Origin of the sequence: Pseudomonas marginalis, assembly GCF_001645105.1 — a bacterium.
In the GTDB taxonomy this organism is placed as follows: Bacteria; Pseudomonadota; Gammaproteobacteria; order Pseudomonadales; family Pseudomonadaceae; genus Aquipseudomonas; species Aquipseudomonas petroselini.
In genome coordinates this window covers 15,882-32,756 of sequence record NZ_LKEG01000054.1, presented here as the reverse complement: position 1 = coordinate 32,756, position 16,875 = coordinate 15,882, and the positions used below count along the sequence as shown (strand labels likewise).

The 16,875-nt window shown below is 60.6% G+C and carries 20 protein-coding genes; 19 read left to right on the top strand and 1 reads right to left on the bottom strand.

Annotated elements, in window-relative coordinates; translation table 11 throughout:
• Positions 1 to 77: 77 nt before the first annotated feature.
• Genes rluC through AO064_RS26285 form a run of 3 tightly spaced genes read left to right on the top strand, consistent with a single transcriptional unit; the run spans position 78 to position 2,691 of the window.
• The gene (gene rluC / locus AO064_RS26295; RefSeq protein WP_015885439.1) at positions 78 to 1,037 is read left to right on the top strand and encodes a 23S rRNA pseudouridine(955/2504/2580) synthase RluC; all 960 of its coding nucleotides are present in this window, start codon (positions 78 to 80) and stop codon (positions 1,035 to 1,037) included.
• Entirely contained in the window at positions 1,024 to 1,686 is a 663-nt protein-coding gene (locus tag AO064_RS26290) for an HAD-IA family hydrolase (RefSeq protein ID WP_064055083.1), read from the top strand. The genes rluC and AO064_RS26290 overlap by 14 nt, the downstream gene beginning before the upstream one ends.
• 21 nt (positions 1,687 to 1,707) lie before the next feature.
• On the top strand, positions 1,708 to 2,691 hold the full coding sequence (locus AO064_RS26285) for a S49 family peptidase (RefSeq protein ID WP_015885437.1): 984 nt from the start codon (positions 1,708 to 1,710) through the stop codon (positions 2,689 to 2,691).
• A 72-nt stretch (positions 2,692 to 2,763) separates the two neighbouring features.
• On the opposite strand, the gene AO064_RS26280 is transcribed toward AO064_RS26285, so the two are convergent.
• On the bottom strand, positions 2,764 to 3,342 hold the full coding sequence (locus tag AO064_RS26280; RefSeq protein ID WP_064055082.1) for a Maf family protein: 579 nt from the start codon (positions 3,340 to 3,342) through the stop codon (positions 2,764 to 2,766).
• A gap of 105 nt (positions 3,343 to 3,447) precedes the next feature.
• Between AO064_RS26280 and AO064_RS26275 the strand changes: the two genes are divergently transcribed.
• The 16 genes from AO064_RS26275 to AO064_RS26200 all read left to right on the top strand — a co-directional run bounded on the left by AO064_RS26275 (position 3,448) and on the right by AO064_RS26200 (position 16,817).
• A complete protein-coding gene (locus AO064_RS26275) occupies positions 3,448 to 3,978 on the top strand; it encodes a YceD family protein (RefSeq protein ID WP_064055081.1) in 531 nt (176 codons plus the stop codon).
• Between the two features lie 13 nt (positions 3,979 to 3,991).
• Positions 3,992 to 4,174 (top strand): 50S ribosomal protein L32, encoded by a 183-nt coding sequence (rpmF, locus tag AO064_RS26270; RefSeq protein ID WP_003179396.1) that lies wholly within the window; start codon positions 3,992 to 3,994, stop codon positions 4,172 to 4,174.
• 4 nt (positions 4,175 to 4,178) lie between these two features.
• Positions 4,179 to 5,189, top strand: a complete 1,011-nt coding sequence (gene plsX, locus AO064_RS26265; protein ID WP_015885434.1) for a phosphate acyltransferase PlsX — start codon at positions 4,179 to 4,181, stop codon at positions 5,187 to 5,189.
• A 126-nt stretch (positions 5,190 to 5,315) separates the two neighbouring features.
• Positions 5,316 to 6,254, top strand: coding sequence for an ACP S-malonyltransferase (fabD, locus tag AO064_RS26260; RefSeq protein ID WP_064055080.1), 939 nt, complete (start codon positions 5,316 to 5,318; stop codon positions 6,252 to 6,254).
• A 30-nt stretch (positions 6,255 to 6,284) separates the two neighbouring features.
• Positions 6,285 to 7,028: a 3-oxoacyl-ACP reductase FabG gene (fabG, locus tag AO064_RS26255; protein WP_015885432.1), complete on the top strand. Its 744-nt coding sequence runs from the start codon at positions 6,285 to 6,287 to the stop codon at positions 7,026 to 7,028.
• A 191-nt stretch (positions 7,029 to 7,219) separates the two neighbouring features.
• The gene (gene acpP / locus AO064_RS26250; RefSeq protein ID WP_003175607.1) at positions 7,220 to 7,456 is read left to right on the top strand and encodes an acyl carrier protein; all 237 of its coding nucleotides are present in this window, start codon (positions 7,220 to 7,222) and stop codon (positions 7,454 to 7,456) included.
• Between the two features lie 129 nt (positions 7,457 to 7,585).
• Positions 7,586 to 8,830, top strand: coding sequence for a beta-ketoacyl-ACP synthase II (fabF, locus tag AO064_RS26245; protein ID WP_015885431.1), 1,245 nt, complete (start codon positions 7,586 to 7,588; stop codon positions 8,828 to 8,830).
• Entirely contained in the window at positions 8,830 to 9,645 is an 816-nt protein-coding gene (gene pabC, locus AO064_RS26240; RefSeq protein WP_064055079.1) for an aminodeoxychorismate lyase, read from the top strand. Before fabF ends, pabC begins: the two co-directional genes overlap by 1 nt.
• A 1-nt stretch (position 9,646) precedes the next feature.
• The gene (gene mltG / locus AO064_RS26235; protein WP_064055078.1) at positions 9,647 to 10,780 is read left to right on the top strand and encodes an endolytic transglycosylase MltG; all 1,134 of its coding nucleotides are present in this window, start codon (positions 9,647 to 9,649) and stop codon (positions 10,778 to 10,780) included.
• Between the two features lie 19 nt (positions 10,781 to 10,799).
• Complete coding sequence (gene tmk, locus AO064_RS26230) at positions 10,800 to 11,432, top strand: dTMP kinase (protein ID WP_015885428.1); 633 nt, start codon at positions 10,800 to 10,802, stop codon at positions 11,430 to 11,432.
• Positions 11,425 to 12,414: a DNA polymerase III subunit delta' gene (locus tag AO064_RS26225; RefSeq protein WP_015885427.1), complete on the top strand. Its 990-nt coding sequence runs from the start codon at positions 11,425 to 11,427 to the stop codon at positions 12,412 to 12,414. The genes tmk and AO064_RS26225 overlap by 8 nt, the downstream gene beginning before the upstream one ends.
• Before the next feature lie 63 nt (positions 12,415 to 12,477).
• On the top strand, positions 12,478 to 13,263 hold the full coding sequence (locus AO064_RS26220; RefSeq protein WP_064055077.1) for a TatD family hydrolase: 786 nt from the start codon (positions 12,478 to 12,480) through the stop codon (positions 13,261 to 13,263).
• 495 nt (positions 13,264 to 13,758) lie between these two features.
• A complete protein-coding gene (locus tag AO064_RS26215; protein WP_015885425.1) occupies positions 13,759 to 14,412 on the top strand; it encodes a TetR/AcrR family transcriptional regulator in 654 nt (217 codons plus the stop codon).
• A 115-nt stretch (positions 14,413 to 14,527) separates the two neighbouring features.
• Positions 14,528 to 15,496 carry a GTP 3',8-cyclase MoaA gene (locus tag AO064_RS26210; RefSeq protein WP_015885424.1) on the top strand — a complete coding sequence of 323 codons (969 nt, stop codon included), beginning with the start codon at positions 14,528 to 14,530 and terminating at the stop codon, positions 15,494 to 15,496.
• Positions 15,497 to 15,634: 138 nt separating this feature from the next.
• Positions 15,635 to 16,240 (top strand): DUF4823 domain-containing protein, encoded by a 606-nt coding sequence (locus AO064_RS26205; protein ID WP_064055076.1) that lies wholly within the window; start codon positions 15,635 to 15,637, stop codon positions 16,238 to 16,240.
• 16 nt (positions 16,241 to 16,256) lie between these two features.
• Positions 16,257 to 16,817 carry a DUF1285 domain-containing protein gene (locus tag AO064_RS26200; RefSeq protein WP_064055075.1) on the top strand — a complete coding sequence of 187 codons (561 nt, stop codon included), beginning with the start codon at positions 16,257 to 16,259 and terminating at the stop codon, positions 16,815 to 16,817.
• The last annotated feature ends 58 nt before the right edge of the window (positions 16,818 to 16,875 follow it).

Here is a 16,875-nt window from a genome sequence, read left to right as displayed (position 1 = left end):
GCTTTTGGCGGCGTTCGCGACTATAGCAGCAATGATTAAGTGCTTCAATTCCATAAAAAATTGTTATCATCGCCGCCATGACGACTACCGCCCCCCAGACCCCCAGCGTCCAGCTGCTCGAGGTCTCGCCGGAATATGCCGGCCAACGCATCGATAATTTTCTCCTGGCCAGGCTCAAAGGCGTGCCCAAGACCTTGATCTACCGCATCTTGCGTAAAGGTGAAGTGCGGGTGAACAAGGGCCGGATCAAGCCCGAGTACAAGTTGCAGGCGGGCGATATCGTCCGTGTGCCGCCGGTGCGCGTGCCTGAGCGTGATGAGCCTGTCCCGCTGGCCCAAGGCCTGTTGCAGCGCCTTGAAGCGTCGATTGTCTTTGAAGACAACAAGCTGATCGTGATCAACAAGCCCTGCGGTATTGCGGTTCACGGCGGCAGCGGCCTGAATTTCGGTGTGATCGAAGCCTTTCGTCAGTTGCGTCCGGACGCCAAGGAGCTGGAATTGGTCCACCGCCTGGACCGTGACACCTCCGGCCTGCTGATGATCGCCAAGAAACGCAGCATGTTGCGTCATTTGCATACCGCCCTGCGTGGCGATGGCGTAGACAAGCGCTACATGGCGCTGGTGCGCGGCAACTGGGCCAGCTCGATCAAAAGCGTTCGCGCGCCGTTGCAGAAGAGCAACCTGCGCTCCGGCGAGCGCATGGTCGAGGTGGACGAGGAGGGTAAAGAAGCCCTGACCCTGTTCAAGGTGCTGCGTCGCTTCGGTGACTTCGCCACCATGGTCGAGGCCAAGCCGGTAACCGGCCGTACCCACCAGATTCGCGTACACACCTTGCATGCGGGTCATTGCATCGCCGGTGATACCAAATACGGCGACGAGGGTTTCTCCAAAGAAATCCGTGATTTAGGCGGCAAGCGCCTGTTCCTGCACGCCTACATGCTCACCGTGCCGCTGCCCGATGGTGGCGAATTGAAGCTGCAGGCGCCGGTCGATGAGATGTGGGCCAAGACCGTGGAGCGTTTGAGTGTCGCACCTTGATTACAAGCTGCTGATCTTCGATTGGGACGGCACCCTGTGTAATTCCATTGGTCGGATCGTCGAATCGATGCACACGGCGTCGACCCGTTCGGGGTTCGTGCTGTGCACTGACCACGCGGTCAAGGGCATTATCGGGCTCGGCTTGCCTGAGGCTATTCGCACCTTGTACCCCGAGATCAGCGACGCTGAGCTGGTTGCCTTCCGAGATCACTACGCCGATCACTACATCGCGCTGGAGGCCACGCCTTCGCCGTTGTTCGAGGGTGTGGTGCAGTCGCTGGATGCGTTCCGCGCCGAGGGTTATCACCTGGCGGTCGCTACCGGCAAGGCCCGTCGCGGGCTGGACCGGGTGCTCAAGGCCCACGGCTGGGAAGATTATTTCGATATCACCCGCGCCGCCGATGAAACTGCCAGTAAGCCTCATCCTCTGATGCTGGAGCAGATCCTGGCGCACTGCGGTGTATCGCCACGCCAGGCGTTGATGGTGGGGGATGCCTCCTTCGACCTGATGATGGCGCGCAATGCTGGCATGGACAGTGTGGCGGTCAGTTATGGCGCCCAGGCGGCCGAGGCCTTGCAGCACTATGAGCCCAGGCTGACGATTGATCATTTTTCCGAATTGCAGGCCTGGCTCAGCCGGGCCCAATAAGTCTTTGCTGGGGTTGATGGCATGAGTGACGAGTGGAAAGCGCCCGAAAAGGCTGAAAACGGTGATGACAAAAGCTGGAAGCTGCTGGAGAAAACCCTCCTGGCAAGCGTCCAGGAACAGCGTCGTGCGCGGCGTTGGGGGATTTTCTTCAAGCTGCTGACATTTGTCTGGCTGATTGCCATGCTGGCGTTGTTCAGCCCGCTCATGGACATGGAAAAAAGCGCGACCCGTGGCGCCCACTACACCGCCCTGATCGAAGTGCGCGGGGTGATTGCCGACAAGGAATCCGCCAGCGCCGACAACATCGTCAGCAGCCTGCGTGCCGCGTTCGAGGACCCCAAGGTCAAGGGCGTGATCCTGCGCATCAACAGTCCGGGCGGCAGCCCGGTGCAGTCGGGTTATGTGTATGACGAGATTCGCCGTCTGCGTGGCCTGCATCCGGATATCAAACTGTACGCGGTGATTTCCGACCTGGGTGCTTCGGGTGCCTATTACATTGCCAGCGCCGCTGACCAGATCTATGCCGACAAGGCCAGCCTGGTGGGCTCCATCGGTGTAACGGCGGCCGGTTATGGGTTTGTCGGCACCATGGAGAAGCTGGGGGTGGAGCGCCGCACCTACACGTCGGGTGAGCACAAATCGTTCCTTGACCCGTTCCAGCCGCAAAAAGCTGATGAAACCCAGTTCTGGCAGGGCGTGCTCGACACCACCCATCGCCAGTTCATCGCCAGCGTGAAGCAAGGGCGTGGCGATCGCCTGAAAGATAAAGACCATCCGGAGCTGTTCTCCGGGCTCGTGTGGTCCGGCGAGCAGGCGTTGCCGCTGGGCTTGATCGACGGCCTGGGCAGTGCCAGTTCGGTGGCGCGGGATGTGATTGGCGAGAAGGAGTTGGTGGATTTCACGGTTGAGGAATCGCCGTTTGATCGGTTCTCCAAGAAACTCGGTTCGAGTGTGGCTGAGAAGCTGGCGCTGTACATGGGCTTCCAAGGCCCGACGCTACGCTGAAGTCTCAAACCTGGTGTAGTTCCAAATGTGGGAGGGGGGAAGCCCCCTCCCACATTTGGTTGTGTGCTGTTCTTAGGGGATTTGCACGCCCTCTGCCAACAGCATGTCTACCAGGCGAATCAGCGGTAAGCCGACAAGGCTGGTGGCGTCCGGCCCTTCGGTGCCCTGGAACAGGCTCACACCCAGCCCCTCTGCCTTGAAGCTGCCCGCGCAGTCATACGGCTGCTCGATGCGCAGGTAGCGCTCGATACGCTTAGCGTCCAGCTCGCGCATGTGCACTGTAAAAGCTACGCAGTCGACTTGGCAGTGCCCTGTCTCGCTGTTCAGCAGTGCCAGCCCGGTGAGGAAACTCACGCGTTTGCCGCTGGCAGCCAGTAACTGTTCGCGAGCATTTTCGAAAGTGTGCGGTTTGCCGATGATCCGACCTTCCAGCGCGGCGACTTGGTCCGAGCCGATAATCAAATGCCCCGGATGACTGGCGGCCAGGGCGCGGGCTTTTTGTTCGGCCAGGCGCTTGACCAGCTCGACGGCGGATTCATTTTTACGGTGGCTTTCGTCGATATCCGGCGAGCTGCAGATGAACGGTAGGTGCAGGCGGCTCAGCAATTCCCGGCGATAAACCGAGCTGGATGCGAGTAATAAAGGCAGCATAGGCGTCTCCTCAGGGCGGCAGCGGATTCTAGCGGCGTGACCGGCTGACGCACAGGGCTGAATTTCCTTTGACATGGCTGGGTGCATCCCTATAATGCTGCGCCTATGTTGAATGACCCGATTCCACCTCACGTTGACCCGCGCAAATTGGCTGATCGTGGCACTTCCCTTCAAGGTGAGTTGCTGTTGGCCGATTTGGATAGACTCTGCGACCCGCTTTCCGACACCGTCGGTACGGTCCAGGCTAAATTCGTTTTTGAACGAGATGAACGTAAATCTGTGGTAATTCACAGCTTTATCGACACCGAAGTCAAAATGGTTTGCCAGCGTTGTCTTGAGCTGGTCACCCTGCCGATCCACAGCGAGTGCAGTTATGCCGTGGTGAAGGAGGGTGCGAATACCCAGTCGTTGCCGAAAGGTTATGACGTGCTGGAACTGGGCGAAGATCCATTGGATCTGCATGCACTGATCGAGGAGGAGCTTCTGCTCGCCTTGCCCATTGTGCCTGCTCATCATCCGGAAGAATGCCAGCAGCCGGAGGGGCTCGATGACGAGTCCGAACCGAGCGAGGACGAGGTAACGCGGTCCAACCCGTTCAGTGTATTGGCGCAGTTAAAGCGTGACCCAAACGTTTAGGAGTTAATCAATTATGGCTGTTCAGCAGAACAAAAAATCCCGCTCCGCCCGTGACATGCGTCGTTCGCACGACGCTCTCGAGGCTAGCACCCTGTCCGTAGAAAAGACCACCGGTGAAGTTCACCTGCGTCACCACGTATCGCCAGAAGGTGTATACCGTGGCCGTAAAGTGATCGACAAGGGCGCTGACGAGTAATCACTTGTCTGCTCTAGTCATCGCGATAGACGCAATGGGCGGGGACTTCGGTCCCCGCAGCATTGTTCAGGCCTGCATTGCCAGCCTGTCAGCCACACCCTCGCTGCACCTGACCCTCGTCGGTCAACCCTCCTTACTTGAAGAACTGATTGCCAGCCATCCGGCGGTGGATCGCGCGCGCCTGACGGTTACAGCGGCCAGCGAAACCATCGGTATGGATGAAAAGCCGGCGGCGGCCCTGCGTGGCAAGCCCGACTCGTCAATGCGGGTGGCCCTTGAGTTGCTGCGCGACGGCAAGGTGCAGGCCTGTGTCAGCGCCGGTAACACCGGTGCGTTGATGGCATTGTCGCGTTATGTGCTCAAGACGTTGCCCGGCATCGACCGGCCAGCGATGGTGGCGGCGATTCCGACACAGAAAGGTTATTGCCAACTGCTGGACTTGGGCGCCAACGTCGATTGCAGTGCCGAGCACCTGTTCCAGTTTGCCGTGATGGGCTCGGTGGCCGCCGAAGCGCTGGGCGTAGCCCGCCCGCGGGTGGCCTTGCTGAATATCGGCACCGAAGACATCAAGGGCAACCAGCAGGTCAAGCTGGCGGCCACCTTGTTGCAAGGCGCGCGGGGTCTGAACTACGTCGGTTTTATCGAAGGTGATGGTTTGTACCGTGGCGAAGCGGACGTGGTGGTGTGCGACGGTTTTGTCGGCAATATCCTGCTCAAATCCAGCGAAGGCCTGGCGACCATGATCGCCACGCGTATCGAAGCGTTGTTCAGGCAGAACCTGGTGTCACGCATGGTGGGCGCCCTGGCGCTGCCGTTGATGCGCCGCCTGCAGGCTGACCTGGCCCCGGCGCGGCATAATGGCGCGAGTTTCCTGGGGTTGCAGGGCATCGTGGTGAAAAGTCATGGCTCGGCAGGCGTCGAGGGCTTTCAAAGCGCGATTGCGCGGGCCTTGATCGAGATCCAGGAGAACCTGCCGCAACGCTTGCACGGGCGTCTTGAGGATCTGTTGCCTTAGGCGAATCGGCCCGGGAGTGCTTAAATGTGACCGGCCAGTTCAATTGACCATCCAATCTGTCAGTTTCGTGCGCTCCCACCGTAGGAGTGCGCATTTTTGACGACCAGATCATTAGGGGCTTGTTACATGTCTACATCCCTCGCATTCGTCTTTCCAGGGCAGGGTTCGCAGTCCCTCGGCATGTTGGCCGAGCTGGGCGCGCAATACCCATTGATCCTGGACACCTTCAAGGAAGCTTCCGACACCCTGGGTTACGACCTGTGGGTACTGACCCAGCAGGGGCCGGAAGAACAACTCAATCAAACCGATAAAACCCAACCAGCCATCCTGACCGCTTCGATCGCCTTGTGGCGCTTGTGGCTGGCGGAAGGCGGCGCGCGCCCGGCATTCGTCGCCGGTCACAGCCTGGGCGAATACAGCGCCCTGGTGGCGGCGGGCAGCCTGACCCTCGGTGAAGCGGTCAAGCTGGTCGAGCGTCGTGGTCAACTGATGCAGGAAGCCGTTCCGGCCGGGCAGGGCGGCATGGCCGCTATCCTGGGCCTGGACGATGCCGTGGTGATCGAAGCCTGCGCCGAAGCGGCCCAAGGCGAGGTCGTCAGCGCGGTGAACTTCAACTCCCCTGGCCAGGTGGTGATCGCCGGTGCCAAGGCTGCCGTTGAGCGTGCCATCGAAGGCTGCAAGGCGCGTGGCGCCAAGCGCGCATTGCCGTTGCCGGTGAGCGTGCCATCGCACTGCGAGCTGATGCGCCCGGCGGCCGAGCGTTTTGCCGAGTCCATCGCCGCCATCAACTGGCAGGCGCCGCAGATCCCGCTGGTGCAGAACGTCAGCGCGGCAGTGGCCGTCGACCTCGAGACCCTCAAGCGCGACCTGCTGGAACAGCTCTACAAGCCCGTACGCTGGGTTGAGTCGGTCCAGACCCTGGCCGCCAATGGCGCCACCGAGCTGGTCGAGTGCGGCCCGGGCAAAGTCCTGGCCGGCCTGAACAAACGCTGCGCCGACGGTGTGTCGACCGCTAACCTGAATACCCCGGATGCCTTCGCTGCCGCTCGCGCGGCACTGGCCTGAACCCTGATCCCGAACTTAGGAGAAGCCTGCATGAGTCTGCAAGGTAAAGTTGCACTGGTCACCGGCGCTAGCCGTGGCATTGGCCAGGCGATCGCCCTGGAGCTGGGCCGTCAGGGTGCCGTTGTGATCGGCACCGCCACTTCCGCCTCGGGCGCCGAGCGTATCGCCGCGACCCTGAAGGAAAACGGCGTGCAAGGCACCGGTCTTGAACTGAACGTGACCAGCGATGAGTCCGTGGCTGCAGTATTGGCCGAGATCACTGCACAGTTCGGCGCACCGGCTATTCTGGTGAATAACGCCGGTATCACCCGCGATAACCTGATGATGCGCATGAAAGACGACGAGTGGTACGACGTGGTCGACACCAACTTGAACAGTCTGTTTCGCCTGTCCAAGGGCGTTTTGCGTGGCATGACCAAGGCGCGTTGGGGCCGAATTATCAATATTGGCTCCGTAGTGGGTGCCATGGGCAACGCAGGCCAAGTAAACTATGCAGCCGCCAAGGCCGGTCTGGAAGGTTTCAGTCGTGCATTGGCGCGTGAAGTCGGCTCGCGGTCGATTACGGTCAACTCGGTGGCCCCAGGGTTCATCGACACCGATATGACCCGCGAACTGCCGGAAGCACAGCGTGAAGCCTTGCTGACGCAGATTCCGCTGGGCCGTCTGGGCCAGGCTCAAGAGATCGCGAATGTGGTCACTTTCCTGGCATCTGACGGTGCGGCATACGTGACTGGGGCTACAATCCCGGTGAACGGCGGGATGTACATGAGTTAAATTGTGACGGATCGCTTCAAAAAAATGTCATACGAGCTGTCTAAAATCCGTTATAAAGCTGCAACTTAATTTATAGGCAGGTGGCCGACCGGGTACAGGGTGAAGCTTTCAGTTGAAAAGCTGAAATGGCTTTCTATACACTTACCCACTGGCCAGCTGCCTGAATTTGTCCATTAGGAGTTAAACAAGGTATGAGCACCATCGAAGAGCGCGTCAAGAAAATCGTCGCCGAGCAACTGGGCGTTAAAGAAGAAGAAGTGGTCAACACTGCTTCCTTCGTAGAAGACCTGGGTGCCGATTCCCTTGACACCGTTGAGCTGGTGATGGCTCTGGAAGAGGAATTCGAGACCGAAATCCCGGACGAAGAAGCTGAAAAAATCACTACTGTTCAAGCTGCTATCGACTACGTTACTAGCCACCAGGCGTAATAGTTTGTAGTCGTCGCTTGCTGTCAGGGAAAAACCGCACTGCTGTAACGGCGTGCGGTTTTTTCTTTAAGCGCTGATGAAAAGTCGGTTCTGATGCAAAGTGTCGTCATCAAGAAAAAGGAGAGTGCTGTGTCGCGTAGACGCGTCGTAGTCACCGGTATGGGTATGTTGTCGCCACTGGGCACGGATGTGCCGAGCAGTTGGCAGGGCATTCTGGCTGGCCGCAGTGGTATTGGTCTGATCGAACACACGGACCTTTCTGCCTATTCCACCCGTTTTGGCGGCTCGGTAAAGGGTTTTAATGTCGAGGAATATCTCTCGATAAAAGAGTCCCGCAAACTCGACCTGTTCATTCAATACGGCCTGGCAGCCGGTTTTCAGGCAGTGCGTAACGCCGGCCTGGAAGTCACCGACGCCAACCGTGACCGCATCGGCGTGGCCATGGGTTCGGGTATTGGCGGTTTGACCAATATCGAAGAAACCAGCCGCACCTTGCACGATTCCGGCCCCCGTCGAATTTCACCGTTCTTCGTGCCGGGTTCGATCATCAATATGATTTCCGGTTTCCTGTCCATCCACTTGGGCGCACAGGGACCTAACTACGCCATTGCCACCGCCTGCACCACCGGTACGCATTGCATCGGCATGGCGGCGCGCAACATCGCTTATGACGAAGCCGACGTGATGATCGCCGGCGGCGCCGAAATGGCGGCCTGCGGCCTGGGCATGGGCGGCTTCGGCGCGTCCCGTGCGCTGTCTACCCGCAACGATGAGCCGACCCGTGCCAGCCGTCCGTGGGACAAGGGCCGTGATGGCTTCGTATTGTCCGACGGTGCCGGTGCGCTGGTGCTGGAAGAGTTGGAACACGCCAAGGCACGTGGCGCCACCATTTACGCCGAGCTGATCGGCTTTGGCATGAGCGGTGACGCCTACCACATGACCTCGCCACCGTCCGACGGTGCCGGTGCTGCGCGTTGCATCACCAACGCCCTGCGCGATGCGAAGGTCAACCCGGACCAGGTGCAGTACATCAATGCCCACGGCACCTCGACCCCGACGGGCGACCTGGCGGAAGCCGAAGCCATCAAGTCGGTGTTCGGTGAGCACGCGTACAAGCTGGCGGTCAGCTCCACCAAGTCCATGACGGGCCACTTGCTGGGCGCGGCGGGCGCGGTTGAAGCGATCTTCAGTGTCATGGCCATCAAGGATCAGGTCGCTCCGCCGACCATCAACCTGGATGAGCCGGACGAAGGTTGCGACCTGAACTTCGTGCCTCACGAAGCGCAGCCCATGCCGATCGACGTGACAATCTCCAACTCGTTCGGGTTTGGCGGTACCAACGGGTCCCTGGTGTTCCGCCGGTTCGCCGAGTGATGCACAGCTGGGTCGACGGTCAGCCAGCGGACAGCGTGCCTCTGAAAGATCGTGGCCTGGCGTATGGCGATGGGCTGTTCGAGACCCTCGCCGTCAAGGCCGGGCAGCCTGTGCTGCTCGACCGCCACCTGCAACGTCTCGAAGAGGGGTGCAGGCGCCTCGCTTTGGTTGCGGATCAGGTGCTGATCCGTAGCGAAGTGCTGGCCTTTGCCGCCGCCCTCGGCGATGGCGTTCTCAAATTGATCCTCACCCGTGGCGACAGCCTGCGCGGTTATGGAATCACCCCTGGCGCCCCGGCGCGCCGTATCTTGCAGGGCAGTCCGCCCGCTACCTATCCCAATGCCCATGCAGCCGACGGCATCCGCCTGTTTGCCTGTGCTACCCGCTTGGCTGAGCAGCCGTTACTGGCCGGCCTCAAGCACCTCAATCGCCTGGAGCAGGTGATCGCCCGCGCTGAGTGGCAGGATGCCGAGCATGCCGAAGGCTTGATGCTGGATGTGTCCGGGCGCGTCATCGAGGGCGTATTCAGCAACCTGTTCCTGGTGCGCAACGGCTTGTTACTAACCGCCGATCTGAATCGTTGTGGGGTTGCCGGCGTGATGCGCGCCGAGATTCTGGCCCAGGCGCAAACCCTGGGCGTCCCGGTGGCCGTGGCCGACATCAGCCTTGAGCAGTTACAGCAGGCCGATGAAGTCTTTGTGTGTAACAGCGTTTATGGCATTTGGCCGGTGCGTGGGTGCGCTGCGATGAGCTGGCCGGTTGGGCCGCTCACCCGTAAACTGCAGGGCATTGTTCGCGCACTATTGGATATTTGAGTTGATACGAAAACTGGTTGTACTGCTGCTGATCGCCTTGTTCTCGGCGGCGTTGCTGTTGGGCTATTCGGCCTGGAAGTTCGATTCTGCCTTGAAGCAGCCCTTGAACCTGACTCAGGAGCAATTGCTCGATGTACCGGCGGGGGCGACCCCTACCGGCACCTTCAATCGCCTGGAAGCCGAGGGCGTGCTTGAAGGCGCTTTCTGGTTGCGCCTGTACTGGCGCTTCAACCTCGACGGCCAGCCACTGCACAGCGGCGAATACCGCATGACACCCGGTATGACGGCGCAGGGCTTGATCGGCCTGTGGCAGCGCGGTGAAGTGGTGCAATACAGCCTTACACTGGTGGAAGGCTGGAACTTCCGCCAGGTGCGCTCGGCCCTGGCCAAGCATGAAAAGATCGTGCAAACCCTCTCGGGCCTGACTGACAGCGAAGTGATGGACAAGCTCGGTCACCCCGGCGTGTTTCCCGAAGGGCGGTTCTTCCCGGATACCTATCGCTTTGTGCGGGGCATGACCGACGTCGAATTCCTGAAAAAAGCCTATAACCGCCTGGACGATGTCCTCGCCCAGGAGTGGAGCAAGCGCGCCACCGATGCGCCCTACACCGACCCTTATCAAGCGCTGATCATGGCCTCGCTGGTGGAGAAAGAGACCGGCGTGCCTGAAGAGCGTGGGCAGATCGCCGGGGTGTTTGTGCGTCGCCTGAAGATCGGCATGCTGCTGCAGACCGATCCGACGGTCATCTACGGCCTGGGCGAGCGCTACAACGGCAAGCTGACCCGCGCTCATCTCAAGGAAGCCAACCCCTATAACACCTACATGGTCGCCGGCCTGCCGCCGACGCCCATCGCCATGGTCGGTCGCGAGGCGATCCATGCCGCGCTGAACCCGGTGCCGGGCAGCAGCTTGTATTTTGTCGCAAGGGGTGACGGCAGCCATATTTTCTCCGATGACCTGGATGCGCATAATGCCGCCGTGCGTGAGTTCCAGCTCAAGCGCCGCGCCGATTACCGCTCCAGCCCGGCGCCGGTGGTGAAGCCTGCGGAAGATGCAGCGCCATCGGCCGATGCGCCCGCCGAAACGCCGGCGGCTCCTGTGCCGGACGCCGCCGCACCGCAAAGCCCGCAATGACTCTGACTAAGGACTGCCTGTGACTGGCTTGTTTATTACCCTGGAAGGCCCCGAAGGCGCCGGCAAAAGTACCAACCGCGATTACCTGGCCGAGCGTTTGCGCAGCGAAGGCATCGAGGTGGTGTTGACCCGCGAACCGGGTGGTACGCCACTGGCGGAGCGCATCCGCGAAGTGCTGCTGGCGCCGGGTGAAGAACAGATGAACCCGGACACCGAGCTGCTGCTGGTGTTTGCCGCGCGCGCCCAGCACCTGGCCGAAGTGATTCGTCCGGCCCTGGCCCGTGGTGCCGTGGTGATTTGCGACCGGTTTACCGATTCCACCTACGCCTACCAAGGCGGTGGCCGCGGCTTGTCCCTGGCGCGCATCGCCACCCTGGAAACCTTCGTCCAAGGCGATTTGCGCCCTGACCTGACGCTGGTGTTCGACCTGCCGGTGGAAGTCGGCTTGGCCCGTGCCAGTGCCCGTGGCCGTCTGGACCGTTTCGAGCTGGAAGGCCAGGCTTTCTTCGACGCAGTCCGTACCGCGTTCCTCACACGCGCCGCCGCCGAGCCTGAGCGTTATTACCTGCTGGACGCTGCCCAGCCGCTGGCCCACGTGCAGCAAGCCATCGATGCGTTGTTGCCGACCCTGCTGGAGCGCGCCCGTGGCTGAAGCCTACCCGTGGCAGGACAGCCTGTGGCAACAACTGGCCGGCCGCGCCCAGCACGCGCACGCCTACCTGTTGCATGGGCCGGTGGGTATCGGCAAGCGTGACCTGGCCGAGCGGCTCATGGCCAGCTTGCTGTGCCAGCGTCCGGTCAACCTGGAAGCCTGCGGTGAGTGCAAGTCGTGCCTGTTGCTCAAGGCCGGCAGCCACCCGGATAACTACGTGCTGGAACCCGAGGAAGCCGACAAAGCAATCAAGGTCGACCAGGTGCGTGACCTCGTCAGCTTCGTGGTGCAAACCGCGCAGATGGGCGGGCGCAAGGTGGTGCTGATCGAGCCGGTGGAGGCGATGAACATCAACGCCGCCAACGCGTTGCTCAAAAGCCTGGAGGAGCCGTCCGGCGACACCGTGTTGTTGCTGGTGAGTCACCAGTCCAGCCGCCTGTTGCCGACTATCCGCAGCCGGTGCGTGCAGCAGGCGTGTCCGCTGCCGAGCGAGGCCATGAGCCTTGAGTGGCTGGGGAAGGCGTTGCCGGACTGCACCGAGGACGAGCGCGTCGAGTTGCTGACACTGGCTGCCGGCTCGCCGTTGGCGGCGGTGAAGCTGCAAGCCCAGGGCGTGCGTGAGCAGCGCGCGCTGGTGGTGGATGGCGTGAAGAAACTGATCAAGCAGGAAATGTCCGCCACCCAATTGGCAGAAACTGCCTGGAAGGACATTCCCTTGCTGTTGCTGTTCGACTGGTTCTGCGACTGGTCGAGCCTGATTCTGCGTTACCAGCTGACCCAGGATGAAAACGGCCTGGGTCTGCCGGACATGCGCAAGGTGGTGCAGTACCTGGCGCAGAAAAGCGCCCAGGACAAAGTCCTGACTATCCAGGACTGGATCCTCGCGCAGCGCCAGAAAGTGCTCGGCAAGGCCAACCTGAACCGCGTGCTGCTGCTCGAAGCGCTGCTGGTGCAGTGGGTCGGTTTGCTCGGCCGCCGTTAATTTCCGTGGCCGGCGGGTGTATCGTCGGCCAGACACTTTTCGTGACTGAAGTTGTAGATACCTATGCTCGTAGATTCCCATTGCCACCTTGACCGCCTCGACTTGGCCCAGCACGGCGGCTCCCTTGATGCCGCGCTCGACGCCGCACGCCAGCGCGGGGTAGGGCACTTCCTGTGCATCGGCGTCAGCGCCGAAAACGCCGCCGACGTTAAAGCCCTGGCCGAGCGTTATGCCGATGTGGATTGCTCGGTGGGTATCCATCCGCTGGACCTCAAGCCCGGCGAAGCCCCGGCCCTCGACTGGTTGCTGGGCGAACTGAACCACCCGCGCGTGGTGGCCATCGGCGAAACCGGCCTGGATTACCACTACGAACCCGAAGCCGCCGACTTGCAGCAGGCGTCCTTCCGCCTGCACCTGCAAGCCGCCCAGCAGACCGGCAAACCGGTGATCGTCCACACCCGTGGCGCCCGTGCCGACACCCTGACCTTGCTGCGCGAAGCCGCGCTGCCGCAGGCCGGTGTGTTGCATTGTTTTACCGAAGACTGGGACATGGCCAAGGCAGCCCTGGACCTGGGGTTCTACATTTCGCTGTCGGGCATTGTCACCTTCCGCAACGCCGACGCCCTGCGCGACGTCGCACGCCAAGTGCCGGCCGACCGTCTGCTGGTGGAAACCGATTCGCCGTACCTGGCGCCGATCCCCCATCGCGGCAAGCCGAACCTGCCGGAGTATGTGCGCGATGTGGCGGATTACCTGGCGATGCTGCGCGGTGAGTCCTACGAGCGCTTTGCCGAACAGACCACTGCAAACTTCAAGCGTCTGTTCCCGCTGGCTCACGTCGCCGGCTGACGCACAACGTTCAAAAGCTGACAAGCTCGCTCACTACAGCATTGTGTAGATAACTAAATCGCAGGCAAAAAAAACCCGGGTTCTGGGGGGGGCGAATCCGGGCTAAGACCATTAGGAGTAAAACAAGGGCACGCGGTCCGTTGGTACCCAGGTCAGCGCTTCACTTGGGGGAGATGTCACGCCGACAGTTGAAGTATTGATCAGTATCCGATTCAGTCCAGTCGCGACTGGTCGTTTTTTAAACAGATTTGGAATACGCGCGCTTCGCTTGAGTTCTCATCAGGCCGGTGCACGGGTGCGGTTTTTGCGTGTTATTTCTGACTGATATCAATGAAAACGTTGGCGTGCTGAAAGTAAAGTGCATTCCGGGTTCACATAGACATTGCCCAACGACCGTTCAGTCGGGATAATCCCTCGCATCGGGTAAATCGTATCGTCACGTATCCGTGGCCTTGCGTAACCCTCCCTCTATCGACCTCTGCAGACCTCTTACTCATGCACAAAGAACCCCGTAAGGTCCGTGAGTTTCGCCGCCGTGAGCAGGAAATTCTCGACACCGCACTCAAGCTGTTCCTCGAACAAGGTGAAGACAGCGTCACCGTCGAGATGATTGCGGATGCCGTGGGTATCGGCAAAGGCACGATCTACAAGCACTTCAAGTCCAAGGCCGAGATTTACCTGCGGCTGATGCTCGACTACGAGCGCGACTTGAACGAACTGCTGCATTCGGCCGACGTCGACAAGGACAAGGAAGCCCTGTCCCGCGCCTACTTCGAGTTCCGCATGCGCGACCCGCAGCGCTACCGCCTGTTCGACCGCCTGGAAGAGAAGGTGGTCAAGGGCCACCAGGTGCCGGAAATGGTCGAGGAACTGCACAAGATCCGCGCCTCGAACTTCGAACGCCTGACGCTGCTGATCAAAGGCCGCATCAGCGAAGGCAAGCTGGAAGACGTGCCGCCGTATTTCCACTACTGCGCCGCGTGGGCCTTGGTGCACGGCGCCGTGGCGCTGTACCACTCGCCGTTCTGGAGCAATGTGCTCGAAGACCAGGAAGGTTTCTTCCAGTTCCTGATGGACATCGGCGTGCGCATGGGCAACAAGCGCAAACACAGTTCCGAGCAGCCACCGCTGGAATCGCCGTCCACGTAATGATTTGCTGCCACGCGTAGTACCCCAGGAATATACTCAGGCATGGACCCTTGCTAAAAGCTGATTTATCAGTCAGCTTTTAGTGCGCCCGAATCATCCTCTGCCGGAGTGATCCATGATCGTTGATCGTCAAGGCAGGCGTTTTCGCAATTTGCGGATCAGCCTGACCTCAGCCTGTAATTACGCGTGTACCTACTGCGTGCCGAATGGCAAGCGGCTGGTGGCTGCCCAGGACGAACTCTCGGCCGAGGCCATGGCCCGTGGCGTGGAATACCTTATTGAAGCGGCCGGCATCGACCGCCTGCGCATCACCGGCGGTGAGCCGTTGGTCAGCCCCAAGCTGGAAGCCTTCATGGGCGCAGTCGGGCAGATGGGCCTCAGTGACATCAGCTTGACCACCAACGGCCAACTGCTGGCGCGCAAGCTGCCATTGCTGGTGGAGGCCGGGATCAAGCGCATCAACGTCTCCCTCGACACCCTGGACCCCGACGCCTTCCGCAGCATCGCCCGTGGCGGCGACCTGGCCACCGTGCTTGATGGCATGGACCAGGCCCGTGCCGCCGGGATCAAGATCAAGGTCAACATGGTGCCGTTGCGCGGCCAGAACCTCGACCAAGTCATGCCGCTGCTCGACTACTGCCTGGAGCGTGGCTACGAGCTGCGTTTTATCGAGCTGATGCGCATGGGCCACCTGGCCAAGGATTCCAACGCGTTCCTGCAGCAATTTGTCAGCCTGCAGCAACTGTTGAGCCTGATCGGCGAGCAGTATGAATACCTGCAAGCCAACGCTCCCGTGGACGCCACCGCGGTGCGCTACGAAGTGCCGGGCAAGGGGTTCTTTGGTGTGATCGCTAACGAAAGCGTGCCGTTCTGCCGTACCTGTTCACGGTTGCGGTTGTCGTCCACCGGTTGGCTGCACGGGTGCCTGTCGTCCAGCAACCGTCACTATGTCGGCGACTTGCTGGACAAGCCGCGCCATCAAGCACTGCCGGCGCTGCAAGGTCTGTTGATGAAGGCTTTGGGTGACAAGCAGGAAGTAGCGTTCTCGGGCGGCGCCACGATCATGAAAATTATCGGCGGCTGACCCACCCCCAAGACAACACACAAACCAGTGTGGGAGGAGGCCCCTCTCACATTTGTCATATGTTGCTACCAAATGGCGCAAAACCTGCATCTCACGCCCATTCGCCGGTTTTCCGTCACCGGCTTCTGGAGGATTAGGATGCGTAGTCTGGTTTTGTTGCTGGTGTCGTTGACGCTGAGTGGTTGCATGACCGTCAGCGATATGGCCGAAGGCACCCGTTATCAGATGAGTGACGCCGGCTTGCTGGACCACAGCGATACCCGTCGCACCGCCTCGATTCGCGTGCAGCCGGACTCCTTTATCTTTATCGCCCAGGGCGCCTTCGTACCACCGGGCAGCGCCTATCCGCGCCCGAACGTGGTGGCCGAGGAAGCCTTCAACGGTTTTGTCGAATATTTCCCCATGGTGCGCCGTGCCCGCCAGCCGGAAGGCTTGGAACAGGCGATGGCCGAAGCCCGTGCGGCGGGCGCTCACTACCTGCTGTACTGCCGCTTCGCCAAGGCCGATGACCGCATCGGTAACGCGGATGAGTGGTCCGATCAGGAAGCCCTCGACCGTGTTGGCCTGGACAGCGGCGTCATCCAGATCATGTTGATCGAGACCAGCACCCAGTATTTGATTGATACTGCACGTATTCGCAGTCGTGGCGGTTTACTGACGTTCCACGACAACAAGCCAGAAGATCTGATTGCCCGTCCGCTGGCGCAGTACGCCCGAGGCCTGCTGGGGATGAGCAATCAATAAGCACTAGGAGAGCACCATGACCGATTCCGCCAAGGCCAACGACTTGCTGGCCCAACTGCCCAAAGGCAAAGGACCGGCGCCGGTGCACCTGTGGAACCCGGACTTCTGCGGCAATATCGACATGCGTATCGCCCGTGATGGCACCTGGTTCTACCAGGGCACGCCGATCGGGCGTAAGCCGATGGTCAAGTTGTTCTCCAACATCATTCGCCGCGATGGCGATGATTACTTTCTGGTCACTCCCGTAGAAAAAGTCGGTATCACCGTCGATGACGCGCCGTTTGTCGCCGTTACTCTGGAGGTTGAAGGGCAGGGCGAAGGTCAGTTGCTGCGTTTCACCACCAACGTGGACGACCAGATCGAGGCTGGCCTGGAACACCCGCTGCGGGTCGTGATTGACCCCGTTACCCAGGAGCCTGCCCCTTACCTGCGGGTGCGCACCAACCTTGAAGCCCTGGTGCATCGCAATGCGTTCTACCAGTTGGTGGAGCTGGCGGTGAGCCGTCCGATCAACGGTCAGAACTGGCTTGGCGTCTGGAGCGGCGGGACGTTTTTCCCCATCGGCCTGGAGCCCTGAAGCCGGTTTTTTCTCCTTCCTGAAATAATTTGCTTGCTGCCAACGGGCGCTTTCGGTT